This is a genomic window from Streptomyces sp. NPDC002784 (assembly GCF_053592135.1).
On sequence record NZ_JBSFVD010000016.1, the window covers coordinates 165,907 to 187,342 of the forward strand.

At 70.7% G+C, this 21,436-nt stretch carries 16 protein-coding genes; 7 read left to right on the forward strand and 9 right to left on the reverse strand.

The window, feature by feature from the left end:
• Positions 1–46: 46 nt before the first annotated feature.
• Together ACWD1Z_RS25640 and ACWD1Z_RS25645 are read right to left on the reverse strand one after the other, a co-directional pair.
• Positions 47–1,021 (reverse strand): ABC transporter ATP-binding protein, encoded by a 975-nt coding sequence (locus ACWD1Z_RS25640; RefSeq protein ID WP_451121922.1) that lies wholly within the window; start codon positions 1,019–1,021, stop codon positions 47–49.
• 106 nt (positions 1,022–1,127) lie between these two features.
• Positions 1,128–2,342 (reverse strand): NYN domain-containing protein, encoded by a 1,215-nt coding sequence (locus ACWD1Z_RS25645; protein WP_451121923.1) that lies wholly within the window; start codon positions 2,340–2,342, stop codon positions 1,128–1,130.
• 221 nt (positions 2,343–2,563) lie between these two features.
• Here ACWD1Z_RS25645 and ACWD1Z_RS25650 point away from each other — a divergent pair, with 221 nt between their 5' ends.
• Entirely contained in the window at positions 2,564–2,728 is a 165-nt protein-coding gene (locus ACWD1Z_RS25650) for a hypothetical protein (protein ID WP_451121924.1), read from the forward strand.
• Between the two features lie 85 nt (positions 2,729–2,813).
• Here ACWD1Z_RS25650 and dnaE read toward each other — a convergent pair whose 3' ends face one another.
• On the reverse strand, positions 2,814–6,353 hold the full coding sequence (gene dnaE / locus ACWD1Z_RS25655; protein ID WP_451121925.1) for a DNA polymerase III subunit alpha: 3,540 nt from the start codon (positions 6,351–6,353) through the stop codon (positions 2,814–2,816).
• Between the two features lie 170 nt (positions 6,354–6,523).
• Between dnaE and ACWD1Z_RS25660 the strand changes: the two genes are divergently transcribed.
• The 4 genes from ACWD1Z_RS25660 to ACWD1Z_RS25675 all read left to right on the forward strand — a co-directional run bounded on the left by ACWD1Z_RS25660 (position 6,524) and on the right by ACWD1Z_RS25675 (position 11,284).
• Positions 6,524–7,870 carry a DUF2252 domain-containing protein gene (locus ACWD1Z_RS25660; protein WP_451121926.1) on the forward strand — a complete coding sequence of 449 codons (1,347 nt, stop codon included), beginning with the start codon at positions 6,524–6,526 and terminating at the stop codon, positions 7,868–7,870.
• Between the two features lie 65 nt (positions 7,871–7,935).
• Positions 7,936–8,631 (forward strand): hypothetical protein, encoded by a 696-nt coding sequence (locus ACWD1Z_RS25665; RefSeq protein ID WP_451121927.1) that lies wholly within the window; start codon positions 7,936–7,938, stop codon positions 8,629–8,631.
• Positions 8,632–8,698: 67 nt separating this feature from the next.
• The gene (locus tag ACWD1Z_RS25670; RefSeq protein WP_451121928.1) at positions 8,699–9,538 is read left to right on the forward strand and encodes a thioredoxin domain-containing protein; all 840 of its coding nucleotides are present in this window, start codon (positions 8,699–8,701) and stop codon (positions 9,536–9,538) included.
• 84 nt (positions 9,539–9,622) lie between these two features.
• Entirely contained in the window at positions 9,623–11,284 is a 1,662-nt protein-coding gene (locus tag ACWD1Z_RS25675; protein WP_451121929.1) for an alkaline phosphatase D family protein, read from the forward strand.
• 21 nt (positions 11,285–11,305) lie between these two features.
• Here the strand turns inward: ACWD1Z_RS25675 and ACWD1Z_RS25680 are convergent, their stop codons facing one another.
• Positions 11,306–11,878 carry a dienelactone hydrolase family protein gene (locus ACWD1Z_RS25680; RefSeq protein ID WP_451121930.1) on the reverse strand — a complete coding sequence of 191 codons (573 nt, stop codon included), beginning with the start codon at positions 11,876–11,878 and terminating at the stop codon, positions 11,306–11,308.
• A gap of 95 nt (positions 11,879–11,973) precedes the next feature.
• Between ACWD1Z_RS25680 and ACWD1Z_RS25685 the strand changes: the two genes are divergently transcribed.
• The gene (locus tag ACWD1Z_RS25685; RefSeq protein WP_451121931.1) at positions 11,974–13,086 is read left to right on the forward strand and encodes a mechanosensitive ion channel family protein; all 1,113 of its coding nucleotides are present in this window, start codon (positions 11,974–11,976) and stop codon (positions 13,084–13,086) included.
• Between the two features lie 18 nt (positions 13,087–13,104).
• Here ACWD1Z_RS25685 and ACWD1Z_RS25690 read toward each other — a convergent pair whose 3' ends face one another.
• The 5 genes from ACWD1Z_RS25690 to ACWD1Z_RS25710 form a co-directional block, all read right to left on the reverse strand.
• Positions 13,105–14,691: a Na+/H+ antiporter gene (locus ACWD1Z_RS25690; RefSeq protein ID WP_451121942.1), complete on the reverse strand. Its 1,587-nt coding sequence runs from the start codon at positions 14,689–14,691 to the stop codon at positions 13,105–13,107.
• An 88-nt stretch (positions 14,692–14,779) separates the two neighbouring features.
• Positions 14,780–15,250, reverse strand: coding sequence for a GNAT family N-acetyltransferase (locus ACWD1Z_RS25695; RefSeq protein WP_451121932.1), 471 nt, complete (start codon positions 15,248–15,250; stop codon positions 14,780–14,782).
• On the reverse strand, positions 15,247–16,191 hold the full coding sequence (locus ACWD1Z_RS25700; RefSeq protein WP_451121933.1) for an RluA family pseudouridine synthase: 945 nt from the start codon (positions 16,189–16,191) through the stop codon (positions 15,247–15,249). Before ACWD1Z_RS25700 ends, ACWD1Z_RS25695 begins: the two co-directional genes overlap by 4 nt.
• A gap of 44 nt (positions 16,192–16,235) precedes the next feature.
• Positions 16,236–16,835, reverse strand: coding sequence for a signal peptidase II (lspA, locus tag ACWD1Z_RS25705; protein ID WP_451121934.1), 600 nt, complete (start codon positions 16,833–16,835; stop codon positions 16,236–16,238).
• Positions 16,836–16,897: 62 nt separating this feature from the next.
• Positions 16,898–17,944 (reverse strand): TraR/DksA family transcriptional regulator, encoded by a 1,047-nt coding sequence (locus tag ACWD1Z_RS25710; RefSeq protein ID WP_451121943.1) that lies wholly within the window; start codon positions 17,942–17,944, stop codon positions 16,898–16,900.
• Positions 17,945–18,935: 991 nt separating this feature from the next.
• Between ACWD1Z_RS25710 and ileS the strand changes: the two genes are divergently transcribed.
• Positions 18,936–21,436 (forward strand): isoleucine--tRNA ligase (gene ileS, locus ACWD1Z_RS25715; RefSeq protein WP_451121935.1); only part of this gene is annotated, 2,501 nt, incomplete at its 3' end.

Consider the following 21,436-nt stretch of genomic DNA (forward strand, 5'->3'; position numbering starts at 1 on the left):
CTGCTCAGGCTCTCATCAGTCGTCCTCACCGCTGCCCCAGTCGCGCTCAAGCCTTCACCAGCCCCTGCTGCGCGGCCCCGCCCAGCGCCAGGTAGACGTCCTCCAGGCTGGGCGTGGCGAGGGTGAAGTCGTCGAGGGCGGAGAAGGCGGCCCCGCCGGTGACGGTGGCGACGACCGCGCGTGCCTCGTCGGGGGCGAGCCGCAGCGTCCAGCGGCGGCCCGACTCGACCACCCGGTCCTGGAGCGCGGCGACCTCGGGGACGTGCAGCGGCGCCGCGTCCCGCCACACCAGGTCGACCCGGACCTCCCCGGCGACCTGCTCCTTGAGCCCGGTGGGGGTGTCGCAGGCGATCACCCGGCCCCGGTCCAGGACGGCGACCCGGTCGAGCACGGTCTCGGCCTCGATGACGTTGTGGGTGACCAGCAGCACGGTCGTCCCGTGCTCGGCCCGCCGCCGGTCGACGGCGGACCAGACCGCCCGCCGCGCCACCGGATCCATCCCGGTGGTCGGCTCGTCGAGCACGAGCAACGGCCGCGCGCCCACGAGGGCGGCGGCGAAGCAGGCGAGCCTGCGCTGACCGCCCGACAGCTTCTTCAACGGCCGCCCGGCGAGCTCGGTCAGGCCCAGCTCCTCCAGTACGGCGTCCCGCTCGGCGCGCGCCACGTGCACGTCCAGGCCGCGCAGCCGTCCGGTGGTCTCGGCGGCGAGGGAGACGGTGAGCTCGTCCAGGGCGGTCGACTCCTGCCCGAGGTAGGCGAGGATCCGCGCGGCCCGCTCCGGATGCCGCACGATGTCGTGCCCGAGGATCTCCACACTGCCGCGATCGGGCCGCATCAGCCCGGTGAGCTGGCGTACGAGGGTGGTCTTGCCGGCGCCGTTCGGCCCGAGCAGGCCGAAGATCTCACCGCGCCGGATGTCCAGCCGCACGTCGTCGGTGGCGCGCACCTCGGGGGTGGCGGGGGTGCCCCGCCGGCCCCGTACCGCGGGATAGGTCTTGGTCAGTCCGCGCACAGCACACACGACATCACCACTGGGCCGAAGTGCCGGTGCCGCGCGCGTACTCACAAGGGATGAGACTACGGGGTCGGGCCGCCGGGCCCGTCCTTGGGGCGGCGTATGTGCCGTTTCACTCCCCCGCGGACGCGTGTTCGGCCGCCGTCCGCACGTCGATCTCCCGCCAGAACCCGGCCCGGATCGCGTACCGGTCGTGCTCGTCGATCTGGTCGTCCTTGTGGGCCAGCAGCCCGAACCGGGCCGCGTACCGCAGCAGCTCCCCGTCGATGCGGTGCGGGATCCGCGGGTACATCCCGGAGAGTTTCTGCAGGTGGCTCTGGTCGCCCAGCCGCCCCATCCAGCGCCGCGCGAACACCTGTCCGACCTCGTAGGGGTCGCCGCCGACGGTGGTGATGTCCTCCTCACGGTCGGCCCACCGCTGCTCCGCCGTGGTCACCTGGGCCAGCGTCGGCATGGAGGCGACCTCGGGCGGCTCGGCCGCGATGCCGGGGCGGTCCACCCACCCCTTGTCGGAGGACCACCGCAGGGTCGCCCCGGCGGGCTGCGCGGGGGGCTGCACGCCCGGGGCGCGCAGGGCGGCCAGGTCCTTCGGCGTGGGCACGCCCTTCGGTGCCGGGACCCGCTCCTGCGCGCTGTTCTCCCGCGCGGCCGGCGCCGGGTGCTCGCGCTCCTCGGCGGGCCGCTCGGCCGGGGCGAGCGCGGAGTCGGGCAGCGGCGCGGAGAGGATGGCGGCGATCTCGGGCCGCGGTGCCGGCGGCGGCGCGCAGATCCCGCCCAGCTCCTTGGCGCGTACGGCCTTGGTGATCCAGGTGCGGTCCAGGACGCGCCGCTCGTCGGCCTCGGCGACCAGGTCCTCGGACTGGTTGTAGTCGCCGTCGGCGGCCTGCACGGCCCACAGATGGACGGCCACGCCGTGTTCCTTGGCGGCCATCATGCCCGGCAGCAGATCGCCGTCCCCGGTCACCAGCACCACGTCGGAACAGGCCCGGTTGCGGGCGAGTTCGGTCAGCTCGGCGTGCATGGCGGCGTCCACGCCCTTCTGGGCCCAGCGTCCGTCGCTCCGGGTCAGGGCACCGAGCCGGACGGTCACCCGGGGCATCACGCGCAGCCTGCGGTGTTCGGGCTGCGGGACGCGGTCGGGGGCGCCGTCGAACCAGTAGATGCGCAGCAGGGGGCGTTCGGTGTCCGATTCCGCCCGTTCTCGCAGGCCCTGGATGAGGGCGGTGTGATCGACGGTGATCCGGGACCGGGAGGGCTCTCCGGCGAGAAGAGAGGCGGCGGCCCCCAGCAGATACCCGGCGTCCACCAGGACGATGCAGCGGTCCACGCGATCCACCCTCTTTCCGGGAGGTTTGCTTCGGGCTTCCTTCGAGTCTGCCCGACCGCGCGAAGGTTAACGGCCGGAACTCGATCTTCGGCGTGGCGTTTCGGGGTGCCCGGCTCGAACGAGCACCGTCACAGCCGGTAATTGTCCGACATGCGTTCTTTGTCCGGCTATGTGAATCTGGTCGCGGCCCTGGCCCCTACATCCCCACAGGAGGCATCACCATGGCCAAGAACAAGAACCGTGACCGAAAGCAGCCGCAGACCGAGCGCGGACAGCAGCAGGCCCCGCACTCCTCGACGGAGACGACGGCCGAGCAGCGGATGTCCCCCATGACGCCCGGCGAGGTCGCGCGCAAGGACAAGCGCAAGAGGTTCGGTCACAACTGACATCTTCATAACGGGCCGTCGAAGCCCAGGCACATGACGAGGGGCGCACCCGACACGCGGCTGCGCCCCTCTCGCACGTCTCGGCTCAGCCGGCCAGGCAGGACGGCCCGAGCAGCACCTTCAGGTCGCCGAAGAGCGCCGGGTCGGGCTTGACCCGGTGCCGGTCCAGGCGCAGCACGGTCGTCTTGGTCGGGCCCTGGAGCTTGATCCGGACCTCGCTGTCGCCCCGGTGGTGGCTGAGGATCTCGCCGAGGCGGCTGACCATCGGCGGGGTGACCCGGGTGGCCGGGATGGTGAGGATCACGGGCGCGTTGGTACCGGCGTTCGACAGGTCGGGGACCTGCAGCTCCATCGCGACCAGCCGCGGGACGTCCTCGCGCTTGTCCAGGCGGCCCTTGACGAACACCACCGCGTCCTCCACGAGCTGGGTCGACACCAGCTGGTAGGTGGCCGGGAAGAACATGCATTCGATGGAACCGGCCAGGTCCTCGACGGTGGCGATGGCCCAGGCGTTGCCCTGCTTGGTCATCTTGCGCTGGAGGCCCGAGATGATGCCGCCGATGGTGACGACCGCGCCGTCCGCGTGCTCCCCTCCGGTGAGCTGGGCGATGCCCGCGTCGGCCTTGTCCGACAGCACGTGCTCCAGGCCGAAGAGCGGGTGGTCGGAGACGTACAGACCGAGCATCTCCCGCTCCTGGGCGAGCAGATACGTCTTGTCCCACTCGTCGGCGGAGAACTCGACGTCGAGGCCGAAGCCGGGTTCGCTGCTCTCCTCCTCGCCCATGCCGCCGAAGAGGTCGAACTGGCCCTCGGCCTCCTTGCGCTTGACCGCGACCACGTTGTCGATCATCGGCTCGTACTGCGCGGTCAGGCCCTTGCGGGTGTGCCCCAGGGTGTCGAAGGCACCCGCCTTGATCAGCGACTCGGTGGTGCGCTTGTTGCAGGCCACCGCCTCGACCTTGTCGAGGTAGTCGGGGAAGGAGGCGTACTTGCCCTTGGCCTTGCGGCTCCTGATGATCGAATCGACGACGTTCGTGCCGACGTTCCGCACGGCCTCCAGGCCGAAGAGGATCACGTCGTCGCCCTGGGCGGCGAAGTTGTGCACCGACTCGTTGACGTTCGGCGGGAGCACCTTGATGCCCATGCGGCGGCACTCGTTGAGATAGATCGCCGACTTGTCCTTGTCGTCCTTGACGGAGGTCAGCAGGGCGGCCATGTACTCGGCGGGGTGGTTGGCCTTCAGGTAGGCGGTCCAGTACGAGACCAGTCCGTACGCGGCCGAGTGGGCCTTGTTGAAGGCGTAGCCGGCGAACGGGACCAGCACGTCCCACAGGGCCTGGATGGCCTCGTCGCTGTAGCCGTTCTTGCGGGCGCCGGCCTGGAAGATGGTGAAGTTCTTCGCCAGTTCGTCGGGCTTCTTCTTGCCCATCACGCGGCGCAGGATGTCGGCCTCGCCGAGCGAGTACCCGGCGATGATCTGGGCGGCCTTCTGCACCTGCTCCTGGTAGACGATCAGGCCGTAGGTGACGGCCAGGACCTCTTCCAGGGGCTCCTCCAGCTCCTTGTGGATCGGAGTGATCTCCTGGAGCTTGTTCTTGCGCAGCGCGTAGTTCGTGTGCGAGTCCATGCCCATCGGGCCGGGACGGTAGAGCGCCGAGACGGCGGAGATGTCCTCGAAGTTGTCGGGCTTCATCAGGCGCAGCAGCGAGCGCATGGGGCCGCCGTCGAACTGGAAGACACCGAGGGTCTCACCGCGCTGGAGCAGCTCGAAGGTCGTCGGATCGTCGAGCGGAAGGGCCAGCAGGTCGAGTTCGATGCCCTTGTTGGACTTCACCATCTTGACGGCGTCGTCCATGATCGTCAGGTTGCGCAGGCCGAGGAAGTCCATCTTCAGCAGGCCGAGCGACTCGCACTGCGGGTAGTCCCACTGCGTGATGGTCACGCCGTCGGTGTGCCGCACCCAGATCGGGGCGTGGTCCACGATCGGCTCGCTGGACATGATGACGCCGGCGGCGTGCACGCCCATCTGCCGGACCAGGCCCTCGACGCCCTTGGCGGTGTCGATGACCTTCTTGACGTCCGGCTCGTTCTCGTACATCGCGCGGATCTCGCCGGCCTCGCTGTATCGCGGGTGCGAGGGGTTGGTGATGCCGTCGAGGTCGATGCCCTTGCCGAGGACGTCGGCGGGCATCGCCTTGGTGAGGCGGTCGCCCATGGCGTACGGGTATCCCAGCACGCGCGCGGAGTCCTTGATGGCGTTCTTCGCCTTGATCTTGCCGTAGGTGCCGATCATGGCGACCTTGTCGGCGCCGTACTTCTCCGTCACGTACCTGATCACCTCGACGCGCCTGCGCTCGTCGAAGTCGATGTCGACGTCGGGCATGGAGACGCGCTCGGGGTTCAGGAACCGCTCGAAGATCAGTCCGTGCGGGATCGGGTCGAGGTCCGTGATGCCCATGGCGTACGCGACGATCGAGCCGGCCGCGGAGCCTCGGCCCGGACCGACCGCGATGCCCTGGCTCTTGGCCCACATGATGAAGTCGGCGACGACGAGGAAGTAGCCCGGGAACCCCATCTGGATGATGACGTCCATCTCGTACTCGACCTGCTTCTGCCGGTCCTCGGGGATGCCGCCGGGGAAGCGGCGCTCCATGCCGCGGCGGACCTCCTCCTTGAACCAGGTGACCTCGGTGTAACCCTCGGGGATGTCGAACTTCGGCATGAGGTTCTTGGGCTCGAACATGCCCGTGGTGTCGACCTGCTCGGCGACCAGGAGGGTGTTGCGGCAGCCCTCCTGCCAGGCGTCCGAGGAGTCGATGGCGTACATCTCCTCCGTCGACTTCAGGTAGTAGCCGGTGCCGTCGAACCTGAAGCGGTCGGGGTCGGAGAGGTTCTTGCCGGTCTGGATGCACAGCAGGGCGTCGTGCGCGGCGGCCTCGTGCGCGTACGTGTAGTGCGAGTCGTTCGTCACCAGGGGCGGGATGCCGAGCTTCTTGCCGATCTCCAGCAGTCCGTCCCGCACCCGGCGCTCGATCTCGATGCCGTGGTCCATCAGCTCCAGGAAGTAGCGGTCCTTGCCGAAGATGTCCTGGTACTCGGAGGCGGCCTTCAGGGCCTCGTCGAACTGGCCCAGGCGCAGCCGGGTCTGCAGCTCGCCGGAAGGGCAGCCGGTGGAGGCGATGAGCCCCTCGGACCACTGGGAGATGGTCTCCTTGTCCATCCGGGGCCACTTCTGCAGCCAGCCCTCGGCGTACGCGTCCGAGGAGAGGCGGAAGAGGTTGTGCAGGCCGGTGGCGTTCGCCGCCCAGATCGTCTTGTGGGTGTAACCGCCCGAACCGGAGACGTCGTCCCGCTTCTGGTGCGGCTGGCCCCACTGGATCTTGCGCTTGTTGCGCCGGGACTCGGGGGCGACGTACGCCTCGATCCCGATGATCGGGGTGACCCCGGCCTTCTTCGCGGAGTGGAAGAAGTCGTACGCGCCGTGGAGGTTGCCGTGGTCGGACATGGCGATATGGGTCATGCCCATCTCATTGCACGCGTTGAACATGTCCTTCAGCCGCGCGGCACCGTCCAGCAGCGAGTACTGGGTGTGGACGTGCAGGTGCGTGAACGGCGGCTTTGACACGGTGGGCCCTCCAGGGGAAACACTCGGCGACGGGCTGGCGGACAGTTCTGGGGTCAGCGTCGAAGTCTATGCCGCGGCACTGACACTCCGCGGGCACTCCGACGTACGGTCGTGCGTTGGAAACGACAGAGACGCTGTCGTCCAAGCACCGCACCAGGAGGCACCCAGCGATGTCGGTCCCGAAGCTCAGCGACGAGCGCGGCGAGGAGATCCTCGCCGTCTTCGACACCGCGTTCGGCGAGCTCCTGGCCGCCGACCCGGCCGCGTTCCGTGTGAAGTTCCGCAAGATGGCGGCCTCCGCGTTCGCGTTCTACCGGGGCACGGCGTGCCTCTTCTACCACGACCTCGAAGCGGAGAACGCCGGGCGGGGTGGCGGGAAAATACTCAGTGGGCCGTTCCTGGACGAGCGCACCTCGCGCGTGTGGATCCACGGCGACCTGCACGCGGAGAACTTCGGCACGTACATGGACTCCACGGGCCGCCTGATCTTCAACGTCAACGACTTCGACGAGGCCTACGTCGGCCCCTTCACCTGGGACCTCAAGCGCTTCGCCGCCTCCGTGGCGCTCATCGGGTACGCCAAGGCGCTCAGCGACGAGCAGATCACCGACCTGGTCGAGGTGTACGCGGGCGCGTACCGCGAGCGGATCCACGCGCTGGCGACCGGCGCCAAGAGCGACGAGGTGCCGCCGTTCACCCTGGACACCGCCGAGGGCCCGCTGCTGGACGCGCTGCGCGCCGCCCGCGCGCTGACCCGGTTCGGGCTGCTGGACTCGATGACCGAGATCCGGGACTCCGAGCGCCGTTTCGCCGCGGGCGGCGGCTCCGTCGAGCTGGACGCCGCCACCCGCTACAAGGTGCTGGCCGCCTTCGACGGCTACCTGGAGACCCTGCCGGAGTCCTCCCTGGCCCGCCCGGACTCCTACCGCGTGAAGGACGTCGTCGGGCGGCGCGGCATCGGCATCGGGTCGGCCGGTCTGCCGTCGTACAACATCCTCCTGGAGGGCAACAGCGACGCCCTGGAGAACGATGTCGTGATCTACATCAAGCAGGCCCAGACCCCGGCCGTCTCCCGGCACATCACCGACGCGTCGATCCGGGACTACTTCCAGCACGAGGGCCACCGCACGGTGATCTCCCAGCGCGCGCTCCAGGCGCACGCCGACCCGTGGCTGGGCTGGACCGAGCTGGACGGCTCGGGCCAGCTGGTCGCGGAGGTCTCGCCGTACGCCGTGGACCTGGACTGGGGGGACATCGACGACCCGGAGGAGATCGCGGCGGTCGTCGCCGACCTCGGCCGGGCGACGGCGGCGATGCACGCGGCGGCGGACGACACCTCCGGCGAGTCCCTGGTGCCGTTCTCCACCGAGCGGGCCATCGACGCGGCCATCGCGGCCGACGAGGACGGCTTCAGCGACCTGCTGGTGAGCTTCGCGCACGAGTACGGCGCACGCGCGCGTGCCGACCACCAGACCTTCGTGGACCTCTTCCGCAACGGCCGCATTCCGGGCCTGTGACGCGAGGCCTCACAGGAATCCTTTAGGGATCCCTTACGGCCCCCCGTGCCAGACTCTTCCGCGCTATGGACATATCCGGGACCCCGCTACGAGCGCTCCGCGCGGCGCTGTTCACGGCACTCGTCGTGACGCTCAGCACCGCGTCGCACGTGCTGCTGTCCGGGGTCCCGCTGCCGCTGAACACGGTGGCCCTGGTCGCCGCCACCGTGTTCGCCGTCGCCTACGCGCTGGCCGGACGCGAGCGCGGCTTCGGCCGGATCGCCGCCCTGCTGATTCCCCTGGAGCTGGCCGCCGACACCGTCTTCACCACCGGCCAGCACGTCTGTTACGGCGCCGCGGGCGGCCCCGTCGCGGGCCCGTTGCGCTCGGTCGGCCTGGACGTGCTGTGCGGTGACGGCACCCGGGTCGGCACCGCCCTGACCGCGGTGGGCGAGAAGGCCGGCACCGACCGGCTCGCCACGCTGCTCGCGCACGCCGACCCGGGGACCGCCTGGCTGCTGCTCGGCGCGCATCTGGCGGTCGGCCTGCTGGCCGCCGCCTGGCTGCGCCGCGGCGAGCGCGCGCTGGCCCAGCTGCTGCGGGCGGTCGCGGCCACCACCTTCCGGCCGCTGCTGCTGGCGGTCGCCGCCGTGACGGTACGGCCGCCCCGGTCGCCGCGCCGGCTCCCTCGCTTCGTCCGCCGTACCGCCTCCGCCCGTGAGCGGATCCTCGTGCACTCCCTGGGACGGCGTGGACCGCCGTGCTCGGCCGCTGTCGCCTGAGCACCAGCAGTCCACCCCTGTGTATTCCGCACACCCGATGTGTGCGCTTCCCGTGGAGAGAACCCCTATGAGCAAGCGGAACAGCCAGGCCTCGAAGTCGGCGGCACGCGAGCGGCTGCGCATCGAGCGCGAGCGTGCGGCCAAGCGGGCCAAGGTCAAGCGGCAGGTCGTGGTGGCCTGTTCGGTCGTCGGTGTGCTGGCGGTGGCCGGCGGCATCGGCTACGCGGTCGTCCAGTCCAACAAGCCCGGCCACTGGGAGGCCGTGCGGGACGAGAAGGTCGTCGCCCCGGCCAACACCACCGGCACCGACGGCACGACCGTCGTCATCGGCAAGGACAGCGCCAAGAAGACCCTGAAGGTCTACGAGGACCCGCGCTGCCCGGTCTGCGCCTCCTTCGAGCAGGTGGTCGGCCCGACCGTGGAGAAGGACGTCGAGGACGGCAAGTACAAGATCCAGTTCGTCGGCGGCACCTTCCTCGACGGCGACCAGCTCGGCGACGGCAAGGTCGGCAGCAACGGCGAGGGCTCCAAGAACGCGATGAGCGCCCTCGGCGCCGCGCTGAACGTCAGCGACGAGGCGTTCCTGCAGTACAAGGCGGCGCTGTACTCGGCGAAGTGGCACCCCGAGGAGTCGGACGACAAGTTCAAGGACGACGACTACCTCATCGACATCGCCGACAGCGTCGACGCCCTGAAGGGCAACGCCAAGTTCCGGAACGCCGTGAACAACGGCAGCTACGACGCCTGGGCGCTCGCCATGTCCAAGACCTTCGACACCAACAAGGACGACGTCACCGGCACCCCGAGCCTGGTGATGGACGGCAAGAGCCTCACCACGGACCAGGGCAACCCCCCGATGACGGTGGAGGAGTTCAACTCGCTGGTGGACGCGGCGCTCAAGGCCTGAACCCCCCGACCACGAGACGAAGAGCGGGCGAACTTTTACGAGTTCGCCCGCTCTCGCGCATACCGGTCAGTAACCTGATCGCTCGTGACCAGTCGATACAGATCACCCGAGTCGCTCAACACCCTTGCCCCGCGCCGCCGTACGGTCGTCAAGGCCGCGGCGGCCACTGCTGTTCTGGCCGGCCCGCTCGCCGCCGCGATACCCGCCCGCGCCGCCACCGACGCCCCCGCCTTCCTGCACGGCGTGGCCTCCGGCGACCCGCTGCCCGACGGCGTCCTGCTGTGGACCCGCGTGACCCCCACTCCCGAGGCGATACCCGGTTCCGGGCTCGGCCCGGACACCGAGGTCAGCTGGACCGTCGCCACGGACAAGGCGTTCACGCAGATCGTCGCCAAGGGGTCCACCACCGCCACGGCGGCCTCCGACCACACGGTCAAGGCGGACATCCGCGGCCTTTCGCCCGCCACCGACTACTGGTTCCGCTTCTCCGCGGGCGGCATCGACTCCCCGCCGGCGCGTACCCGCACCGCGCCGGCGGCGGACGCGGCCGTGCCCAACCTCCGCTTCGGCGTGGTCTCCTGCGCCAACTGGGAGGCCGGCCACTTCTCGGCGTACCGCCATCTCGCGGCCCGCGGCGACCTGGACGCCTGGCTGCACCTCGGCGACTACATCTACGAGTACGGCACCGGCGAGTACGGCACCCGCGACACCGTCGTACGGCCGCACGCGCCCGCGCACGAGATCCTCACGCTCGCCGACTACCGCACCCGGCACGGGCGTTACAAGACCGACCCCGACCTTCAGGCCCTGCACGCGGCCGCGCCGTGCGTGGCGATCTGGGACGACCACGAGATCGCCAACGACGCATGGTCCGGCGGCGCCGAGAACCACACCGAGGGCGCCGAGGGCAGCTATGCCGCGCGCCGGGACGCCGCCAAGCAGGCCTACTTCGAGTGGATGCCGGTCCGTCCGGCCATCGCCGGCACCACCTACCGCCGGCTGCGCTTCGGCAAGCTCGCCGACCTCTCCCTGCTGGACCTGCGCTCCTTCCGCTCGCAGCAGGCGGCCCTCGGCAACGGCTCGGTCGACGACCCGGAGCGCACCCTCACCGGACGCGCCCAGCTCGACTGGCTGAAGGCGGGCCTGAAGTCCTCCGACACCACCTGGCGCCTCGTCGGCAACTCGGTGATGGTCGCGCCGTTCGCCATCGGCTCGCTCTCCGCGGAACTCCTCAAGCCGCTCGCCGAGCTGCTCGGTCTGCCGAAGGAGGGCCTGGCCCTCAACACCGACCAGTGGGACGGCTACACGGACGACCGCCGTGAACTCCTCGCCCATCTGCGCTCGAACGCCATCCGCAACACGGTGTTCCTCACCGGCGACATCCACATGGCCTGGGCCAACGACGTGCCGGTGAACGCCGGTACGTACCCGCTGTCCGCCTCGGCCGCCACGGAGTTCGTGGTCACCTCGGTGACCTCCGACAACCTCGACGACATCGTGAAGGTCCCCGAGGGCTCGGTCTCCGCGCTCGCCGCGCCGCTCATCCGGGCCGCCAACCGGCATGTCCACTGGGTCGACACCGACCGCCACGGCTTCGGCGTCCTGGACATCACGGCCGCCCGCGCGCAGATGGACTACTACGTCCTGTCCGACCGCACCAAGGCCGACGCGACGGCGTCCTGGGCCCGCTCGTACCGCACGCGCAGCGGCACGCAGAAGGTCGAGCGGACGTACGACCCGGTGTAGGGACCGGGCGGCCGGCGGAGCCTACTGAAGGCCGTCGAGGAAGCCGAGCGCCACCCGCCAGGTGGCCTCGGCGGCCTCGGCGTCGTAGTCCGGCAGGTCGGGGTCGGTGTAGAGGTGACCGGCCCCGGCGTACCGGTAGATCTCCACGTCGGCGCCGGCTCTGCCCATCTGGAGGTACCAGGCGCTCAGCCAGTCGTCGGTCTCGAACGGGTCCGGCTCGGCGACATGCAGCTGCACCGGCAGCTCGTCCACCGAGGCGTTCGCCGCGATGTCGGAGGTGCCGTGCAGGAGCAGCAGGCCGCGCGCCTTGTCGTCGCCGAGGGCGAGGGTCTGCGCGATGGAGGCGCCGAGCGAGAACCCGGCGTAGACCAGGCCCCGCTCCGAATAGGGGGCGGCCGCCAGCACGGCCCGCTTGAGCAGTTCGTCCTTGCCGATCTCGACCTGGAACGCCATGGCCTCCTCGACCGTGTCGAACGTACGGCCTCCGAAGAGATCCGGCGTCCACACCTCGTGCCCGGCCTCGCGCAGCCGGTCCGCGGCCCGGCGCACCGCGGGGCGCGGACCGAACGTCGAGTGAAAGAGCATGATGTTCATGAGGCCATGGTGCCAGCCGGGTACGACAGCGCCGTGTGCGGCGTCTCACCGGACCGCAGGTTCAGCACCCCTGTGATCCGGTTACGTTCGAAGGCATGGAGAACGTACTCCGCCCACTGATCGTCATCGGCGGCTCGGTCCTGCTCACCCTGCTCATCGGGTGGGCCACCGACCGGCTGCTGGGCAAGGCCGACCACCGGCACCCCGAGACGCCCCTGTGGGGCCTGCTGCGCCGGGGGCGCATCCCCTACCAGCTGGTGCTGTGCACGGCGCTGCTGAGAGGGACCTTCGACTCGGCGCGGGTGCTCCAGGAGCACCGGATCGGGATCGGCCGGGTCCTGACGCTGGTGCTGATCGGCTCGACGGCGTGGCTGGTGATCCGGATCGCGGCGGCGATCGTCGAGACGACGTACACCCGCTACGCCCGCGTGCACCGCGACGCGGCCCGGGTCCGGCGGGTGCGGACCCAGGTGACGCTCATCACACGCGTGGTGGCGGCGATCGTCGGCGTGGTCGCGGTGGCCGCGATGCTCCTGACCTTCCCCGCGATGCGCGCGGCCGGTGCCTCCCTGCTGGCCTCGGCGGGCATCCTCGGCATCGTCGCGGGCGTGGCCGCCCAGTCGACGCTGAGCAACATGTTCGCCGGGTTCCAGATCGCCTTCGGTGACATGGTGCGCATCGGCGACACGGTGGTGGTGGACGACGAGTGGGGCACGGTCGACGAGATCACCCTGACCTTCCTCACCGTCCGCACCTGGGACGAGCGCCGCATCACGATGCCCGTCTCCTACTTCACCTCCAAGCCCTTCGAGAACTGGTCCCGCGGCGGCGCCCAGATGACCGGCATCGTCTACTGGCACCTGGACCACTCGGCGCCGGTGGAGCTGATGCGCGAGAAGCTCCGCGACATCCTGCGCGCGTGCCCGGCCTGGGACGGACGGGCCTGCAATGTGTCGGTGACGGACAGCACCCCGAGCACCATCCAGGTGCGGGCGCTGGTGACGGCGAAGGACGCGGACGACATCTGGACGGTACGCGTCACGGTCCGCGAGCAGATGATCAAGTGGCTGACCACGGCCTACCCGCACGCGCTCCCCCGGGTCAACACGGCGGACGCCGCACTCCCGCCGGGCCTGCCCTTCCCGACCCGCTCGACGGACGGTCATCGGGCCCGGCGCGTCCACGAACCGCCCCGCACGGGCCGCTGAGGCACCGCCGGGGGCGGATCAGCGCAGGCTGCGCACATCCAGATGCCGCAGCACCCGGTCCACCACCTCGGGGTCCGCCCCCGGCTCGCTCCGCGCCGCCAGCACTTCGTGCCTGGCGGCGCTCAGCATCTCCCCGTGGATCCGGCGCACCCGCTTCAGGCGCCGCACCCGCTGCTCCTGGGCCTCCCGCCGCTCCTCCTCGCCCATGTCCGGACTGATCCGCACGCCGATGTCGTAGGCCCGCCGCAGCATCTGCTCGGACAGGTCCTCCGGCAGTTCCTCCACCGACTCGATCTCCCGGAGCCTGCGCTTCGCCGCCTTCGCCGCCCGCACGGCCAGCGCCTTCTCGAACTCCTTCTCGCGTGCCGTGTCCGCCCGCACCCCGAGCCGCCGCACCAGCCACGGCAGGGTCAGCCCCTGCAGCACCAGGGTCCCCATGATCACCCCGAACGCGATGAACACGATCTCGTCCCGGTGCGGAAACGCGGACCCGTCCTCCACCTTCAGCGGGATCGCCAGCGCCAGCGCCACCGACGCCACCCCCCGCATCCCCGACCACCACATGACCACGGTCTCCCGCCAGCTCGTCGGGATGTCCTCGTCGTGGTCCCGCCGGGCGTGCAGCCGTTTCGTCAGCCAGGTGGCCGGCAGCAGCCACAGCAGCCGTACCAGGACGACCACGGCCACGATCGCCCCCGCCCACCCCAGCAGCTCGCTCCACCGCCCGGAGGCCGTGCGCAGGGCGTTGTGCAGTTCGAGACCGATCAGCCCGAAGGCCACGCCCGTGACGAGGGTGTCGACGACGTCCCAGAAGGTGTGTCCCGCGAGCCGGGTCATCACATCGTCCGCGTCGGTGGCGTACTCGGCGAGGAACAGCGCGGCGGTGAGCACGGCCAGCACCCCGGACCCGTGCAGTTCCTCCGCCATCACGTACGCCGCGTACGGCACCAGCAGCGTCAGCCCGATCTGCAGGGTCGCGTCCCCGAGGAGGTCCAGCAGCCGGTTCGCGCCCCAGCCCAGGACGAGCCCGACGAGCAGCGCGACCACGGCGGAGAGCACCAGGTCGAGCCCGGCCCCCCAGAACGAGAACGTGCCGCTGACGACGGCCGCGATGGCCACGTGGTAGAGCACGATCGCGGTGACGTCGTTGAAGAGCCCCTCGCCCTCCAGGATGGACACCAGCCGGCGCGGCAGCCCGAGCCGGCTCGCCACCGCGGTGGCGGCGACGGGATCGGGCGGCGCGACCAGCGCGCCGAGCGCGACGGCGGCGGCGACGGGCAGCCCGGGAATGATCGCGCCGGCCACGGCGGCCACGCACACGGTCGTCACGAACACCAGCGCCACGGCCAGCAGGAGGATCGGCCGCACATTGGCGGCGAACTGCCGCCAGGAGGTCCGCCGCACCGCGGCATACAGCAGCGGCGGCAGCAGCAACGGCAGGATCAGGTCGGGCGGCACCTCGACATCGGGCACGAACTCCAGCAGGGCCAGCACGATCCCGAGCAGGGTCATCAGCACCGGCGCCGGCAGGCCCAGCCGCTTCCCCACCGGGACACTCACCACGGCCCCGAGCAGCAGCACGAACAACAGGGCCAACTGATCCACGGTCAGCGCTCCGGCGAGGTCGGTGTCCACAGGGCAGACCCCCAGCCTGCCACGCCCCCGCCCTCACCAGGGCCTGGGGCGATGCGGGCTACACCGCGCGCCGCATCGCCCGGTGCGCGATCCCCGCGTCGGAGAACTCGGGCCCGTACGCCTGGTACCCCAGCCGCTCGTAGAACCTCAGCGCCTGGGTCTGCGCGTGCAGGTCCACCGCCCGGAGCCCGCGCGCGCGTGCCGCGTCCTCGATGGCCCGCACCAGCGCCGCGCCGACTCCCAGGCCGCGCGCCGCCTTGGTCACCGCGAGCCGTCCGAGCGAGCCCACGGACAGGTCGCCGCCGACCTTCGCCGCGGCGGCCTCGCCGTACAGCAGCCGTCCGGCCCCGATGGGCAGCCCGTCCGCCCGCACGGCCAGCACATGCACCGCTACGGCGTCGTAGGCGTCGTACTCCACCTCCTCGGGCACCCCTTGCTCGCCGACGAAGACTTCCCGGCGCACCACGAAGCACGCCTCACGGTCGGCGGCCTCGGAGGCGACGCGCACGGCGTAGGACTCGGGGGTCATGCGTAGGTCTCCTCGCGCACCTTGTCCAGGGCCTGCTGAAGGTCGTCGGGGTAGTCGCAGGAGAACTCCGCCCACTGCCCGTCCCCGGGGTGCTCGAAGCCGAGCCGGACGGCGTGCAGCCACTGCCGGGTCAGCCCCAGGCGCTTGGCGAGGGTCGGGTCGGCGCCGTAGGTCAGGTCGCCGACGCAGGGGTGCCGGTGGGCGGCCATGTGGACGCGGATCTGGTGGGTGCGGCCGGTCTCCAGCTTCACATCGAGCAGGGAGGCCGCGCGGAACGCCTCGATGAGGTCGTAGTGCGTGACGGACGCCTTGCCGTCGGCCGTGACCGCCCACTTGTAGTCGTGGTTGGGGTGCCGGCCGATGGGCGCGTCGATGGTGCCGCTGGTCGGATCGGGATGCCCCTGGACCAGCGTGTGGTAGCGCTTGTCGACCGTGCGCTCCTTGAACTGGCGCTTGAGCGAGGTGTACGCGTACTCGGACTTGGCGACGACCATCAGACCCGACGTGCCGACGTCGAGCCGGTGCACGATGCCCTGCCGCTCGGCGGCGCCGGACGTCGAGATCCGGTACCCGGCGGCGGCGAGACCGCCGATCACGGTCGGCCCGGTCCAGCCCGGCGACGGGTGCGCGGCGACGCCCACCGGCTTGACGATCACGACCACGTCATCGTCGTCGTGCACGATCTCCATGCCCTCGACCGGCTCGGCCACCACCTGCACCGGCGCGGGCGCCTGCGGCATCTCGACCTCCAGCCAGGCGCCGCCGCTCACGCGCTCGGACTTGCCGACCACCGTGCCGTCGACGAGCACCTTGCCCGCCGCGGCGAGTTCCGCGGCCTTGGTACGGGAGAAGCCGAACATGCGGGAGATGGCGGCGTCGACGCGCTCGCCCTCCAGGCCGTCCGGCACGGGCAGGGTACGGATCTCGGGAATCGTGCTCACCCCGTCGAGTATGCCGGACGGGTGAGACAGTCCCGACCGCGCGCTCAGTCCTTGTGGACGGTGCCGTCCGGGTCGAGGCCCTTGAAGGACAGCAGCACGATCAGGATGCCGCCGCACACGATCGCCGAGTCCGCGAGGTTGAACACGGCGAAGTGCTTGGGCGCGATGAAGTCCACGACCGCGCCCTCGAAGACACCCGGCGAACGGAAGATCCGGTCGGTGAGATTGCCCAGCGCCCCGCCCAGCAGCAGGCCCAGCGCGATGGCCCAGGGCAGGCTGTAGAGCTTGCGGGCGAGCCGGGCGATCACCACGATCACGGCCGCCGCGATCACCGTGAAGATCACGGTGAAGGCCTCGCCGAAGCCGAAGGCCGCGCCGGCGTTGCGGATCGCCTCGAACCTCAGCCAGTCCCCGATGATCTCGACGGGCTCGTGGTGCTCCAGCTTCGCCACCACGATCATCTTGCTGATCAGGTCGAGGGCGTACGCGAACGAGGCCACCGCGAACAGCACGGCGATCCGCCGCTTGCCCCGGGACCGCGCCTCGCCGCCGTCCTGCCCCTGAGCACCGGATGACTGCTCCGGCTCGGCCTCAGCCCCGTCCGGGGATTCCGGCGTACCGATGATGCGCTCCGCCTCTGCCACGTGAGTCCCTCAACCTTAGGTACCTGACTGAGGACGAGGGTACGGCACGCCCGACCGGGCCCTCAGTACCGGCGTTCCTGCTTCTGCTTGCACTCCACGCACAGCGTCGCGCGGGGGAAGGCCTGCATACGGGCCTTGCCGATCGGGTCGCCGCAGTTCTCGCACAGACCGTAGGTGCCCGCGTCCAGCCGCTCCAGGGCGCGCTCGGTCTGGGTGAGCATCTCCCGCGCGTTGGCGGCGAGCGCCAGCTCGTGCTCCCGCGTGATGTTCTTCGTGCCGGTGTCGGCCTGGTCGTCGCCGGCGCCGTCCCCCGAGTCCCGCATCAGCCCGGCGAGCGCCCGCTCGGAGGCGGTGAGCTCGTTCCTGAGCCGCTCCCCCTCGGACAGCAGCTCGGTGCGCGCCTCCTCGACCTCCTCGGGGGTCCAGGGGTCCTCACCGGGGCGCACCGCGAGTTCGCCGGGCTCCGCCGCGGCGACCCGCGCCTTGGGAACGGCGGTCGTGGCCGCCGTGGCCGTGCCAGGAGTCTTCTTCGCAACCACTGTCGTGGCTCCCGTCTGCTCCGCGGCCTCGGCCGCGCCCGCCTTCTTGGCCGTACTCTTCTTCGAGCGGCCTGCGGCACGCTCGTGACCTGCGACCTTCTCCCCACCGACCTCCCGCACGCCGGCCGGCCCATCCACCTGCACCCCCTTCTGCCCGGCCCCCTCCCTCTCCACAACCAAAGCCTCACCCACGCCCTCGTCGACCAACACCTCCTTGACCGACGCCTTCTTGGCTGACGCTTTCTTGGCCGACGCCTTCTTGACCGACGCCCTCTCGACCGGTGCTTCCATGGCCCCGATCCCCTCAGCCCCGGCTTCCCCGGCCGCGGTCTTCTTCGCTACGGCCTTCTTGGCGACCGTCTTCTTCACCGCCGCCTTCTTGGCCGACGCCTCCTCGGCCCGGGCCCCCTGAGCCACAGCCTCCATGGCCGACGCCTCCCTAGCCGAAGCCCTCTTGCCCCCGCCCCCCTCAGCCCCGGCCGCGGTCTTCTTCGCTACGGCTTTCTTGGCGGCCACCTTCTTCGCCGCCACCTTCTTGGCGACCGTCTTCTTCCCGGCCGTCTCCTTCACCGCCGCCTTCCGCGCCGCCGGTCTCTCCGCCGCCCCCTCCTCGGCCGCCTGCTTCCCCGGTGCCGCCCGCGAAGCCGTCGCCCTCTTGGCGGCGGTCTTCCTGCCAGCGTTCTCCTTGACGGCACTCTTCTTGGCCGCGCTCTTCGTCCCCACAGCCTTCTCGGCGGCCTTCTTCCTCGCCACGGCCTTCTTCGCGGCCTTCTCCCCCGCCCGGCCCGCGCCCTCGTCGGTGCCGTCCCCCCGCACCGTCCTCACCGGCTTGCGAGCCTCCCCCGACCGCCTGGCGGACGCCCCCCGCGTGCTCTTCTTCCCGCTCACATCCTTGGCCGCACCGCCGGAGGCACCCGTGGCCGTGCCGGACGCCGACTGCTGTACGGCGGTCTTCTTCGCCACCATGGCCGCGGCCCCTTCACATATTGTGATCTTGCTCGCGAATCGTGCTGGGACGATAAATCGACTTGAGTCCCGCGGCAATGGGGCACACCGCCCGATTCGCCCGCCTCGCGGATGCCGCGCGGCCGACCTGCATGCGTATTGCCCAGCTCCCCGCCGGGTAATCCGCCGAGCGGGCCGCCCCGGAACCCGGACCCGCGCACCGCGCCATTCGGGTCACCGCAGGCCACCCCCGGCCCCCGCCCCGGGACGCCGGAAAACCGGTCGGCCGCTGTCCCCGCGGCGCCGTACACTGGGCGCAGCGAGAAGCGTGGATGGGGACGAGTAGCGGCGTACGCAGCCCAGAGCGACCCGGGGACGGTGGAAGCCCGGGGGCGAGCGCGACGTGAAGATCACCCCGGAGCCGCCGGAAGAACGCCCCGCAAGGGCCAGTAGACCCGGCATCGCGACCCCAATGAGGGGGCTCACCGAGGCACACCAGCCGTCGGCGGGCCAAGGAGGGTGGTACCGCGGGAGCGCGCCGAAGACGGCGCAACGACAGACGTAGCTCTCGTCCCTCCGGACGGAAGGCAGCAAGTCCGCCGGAGGAAGCCCGCTGATGACACAGCCGACGTACCGCCAGGTACCCGCCCAGGTCGACCTGCCCGCGCTCGAACACGCGGTGCTCGACTTCTGGCGCGAGCAGAAGATCTTCGCCAAGAGCCTGCAGCAGTCCGAGGGCCGCCCCGAGTGGGTGTTCTACGAGGGCCCGCCCACCGCCAACGGCATGCCCGGCGCCCACCACATCGAGGCCCGCGTCTTCAAGGACGTCTTCCCCCGCTTCCGCACCATGCGCGGCTACCACGTGGCCCGCAAGGCCGGCTGGGACTGCCACGGCCTCCCCGTGGAGCTGGCGGTCGAGAAGGAGCTCGGCTTCAGCGGCAAGAAGGACATCGAGGCGTACGGCATCGCCGAGTTCAACGCCAAGTGCCGCGACTCCGTGCTGCGCCACACCGACGCCTTCGCCGAGCTGACGACCCGCATGGGCTACTGGGTCGACCTCGAAGAGGCCTACGTCACCATGGACCCCGAGTACATCGAGTCCGTCTGGTGGTCGCTGAAGGAGATCTTCGGCAAGGGCCTGCTGGTCCAGGACCACCGGGTCGCGCCCTGGTGCCCGCGCTGCGGCACCGGCCTGTCCGACCACGAACTGGCGCAGGGCTACGAGACGGTCGTCGACCCGTCCGTGTACGTCCGTTTCCCGCTCACCTCCGGTCCACTGGCCGGCCAGGCCGCGCTCCTGGTCTGGACGACGACACCCTGGACCCTCGTCTCCAACACCGCGGTCGCCGCCCACCCCGAGGTCCCCTACGTCGTCGCCACCAACGGCGAGGAGCAGCTCGTCGTCGCCGAGCCGCTCGTCGCCAAGGCCCTCGGCGAGGGCTGGGAGACCACCGGCCAGTCCTTCACCGGCGCCGAGATGGAGCGCTGGACCTACCAACGCCCCTTCGAGCTGGTCGAGTTCCCCGAGACCGACGGCGGAACCCACTACGTGGTCAACGCCGACTACGTCACCACCGAGGACGGCACGGGTCTGGTCCACCAGTCCCCCGCCTTCGGTGAGGACGACCTGAAGGTCTGCCGCGCCTACGGCCTGCCCGTGGTCAACCCGGTCCGCCCGGACGGCACCTTCGAGGAGGACGTCCCCCTGGTCGGCGGCGTCTTCTTCAAGAAGGCGGACGAAAAGCTCACCGAGGACCTGCAGCAGCGCGGCCTCCTCTTCCGGCACATCCCGTACGAGCACAGCTACCCGCACTGCTGGCGCTGCCACACCGCGCTCCTCTACTACGCGCAGCCCTCCTGGTACATCCGCACCACGGCGGTGAAGGACCGCCTCCTCCAGGAGAACGAGAACACCAACTGGTTCCCGGACACGGTCAAGCACGGCCGCTTCGGCGACTGGCTGAACAACAACATCGACTGGGCGCTGTCCCGCAACCGCTACTGGGGCACCCCGCTGCCGATCTGGCGCTGCGAGGACGACCACCTCACGGTCGTCGGCTCCCGCGCGGAGCTCACCGAGCTGACCGGCACCGACCAGTCGAACCTCGACCCGCACCGCCCGTACATCGACGACGTCACCTTCGACTGCCCGCAGTGCGCCAAGACGGCCACGCGCGTGCCGGAGGTCATCGACGCCTGGTACGACTCCGGTTCGATGCCGTTCGCGCAGTGGGGCTACCCGTACAAGAACAAGGAACTGTTCGAGTCGCGCTACCCGGCGCAGTTCATCAGCGAGGCCATCGACCAGACCCGCGGCTGGTTCTACACGCTGATGGCGGTCGGCACCCTGGTCTTCGACAAGTCCTCCTACGAGAACGTGGTCTGCCTCGGCCACATCCTCGCCGAGGACGGCCGCAAGATGTCCAAGCACCTGGGCAACATCCTCCAGCCGATCCCGCTGATGGACCAGCACGGCGCCGACGCGGTGCGCTGGTTCATGGCGGCCGGCGGCTCCCCGTGGGCGGCCCGCCGCGTGGGCCACGGCACGATCCAGGAGGTCGTCCGCAAGACCCTCCTCACGTACTGGAACACGGTCGCCTTCCAGGCCCTGTACGCCCGTACGTCGAACTGGGCGCCCTCCGCGGCGGACCCGGCCCCCGCCGACCGCCCGGTCCTGGACCGCTGGCTGCTGTCCGAACTCCACGCCCTCACCGACCAGGTGACCCAGTCCCTGGAGGCGTACGACACCCAGCGGGCCGGCAAGCTGCTCTCGGCGTTCGTCGACGACCTGTCGAACTGGTACGTCCGCCGCTCGCGGCGCCGCTTCTGGCAGGGCGACAAGGCCGCACTGCGCACCCTGCACGAGGTCGTCGAGACGGTCACCAAGCTGATGGCCCCGCTGACCCCGTTCATCACCGAGCGGGTCTGGCAGGACCTGATCGTCCCGGTCACCCCCGGCGCGCCCGAGTCGGTCCACCTCGCCTCCTGGCCGGAGGCGGACCTGTCCGCCATCGACCCGGAGCTGTCGAAGCAGATGGTCCTGGTCCGCCGGCTCGTGGAGCTGGGCCGTGCCACGCGCGCGGAGTCGGGGGTCAAGACGCGTCAGCCGCTGCGGCG

What these genes read in the sequence shown, in the direction of transcription:
- ACWD1Z_RS25650 (WP_451121924.1), top strand. Translation starts at nt 2,564, where the DNA reads ATGGCCAAGAACAAGAACCGTGACCGAAAGCAGCCGCAGACCGAGCGC.
- ACWD1Z_RS25660 (WP_451121926.1), top strand. Translation starts at nt 6,524, where the DNA reads ATGTCGGTCCCGAAGCTCAGCGACGAGCGCGGCGAGGAGATCCTCGCC.
- ACWD1Z_RS25665 (WP_451121927.1), top strand. Translation starts at nt 7,936, where the DNA reads ATGGACATATCCGGGACCCCGCTACGAGCGCTCCGCGCGGCGCTGTTC.
- ACWD1Z_RS25670 (WP_451121928.1), top strand. Translation starts at nt 8,699, where the DNA reads ATGAGCAAGCGGAACAGCCAGGCCTCGAAGTCGGCGGCACGCGAGCGG.
- ACWD1Z_RS25680 (WP_451121930.1), bottom strand. Translation starts at nt 11,878, where the DNA reads ATGAACATCATGCTCTTTCACTCGACGTTCGGTCCGCGCCCCGCGGTG.
- ACWD1Z_RS25685 (WP_451121931.1), top strand. Translation starts at nt 11,974, where the DNA reads ATGGAGAACGTACTCCGCCCACTGATCGTCATCGGCGGCTCGGTCCTG.
- ACWD1Z_RS25695 (WP_451121932.1), bottom strand. Translation starts at nt 15,250, where the DNA reads ATGACCCCCGAGTCCTACGCCGTGCGCGTCGCCTCCGAGGCCGCCGAC.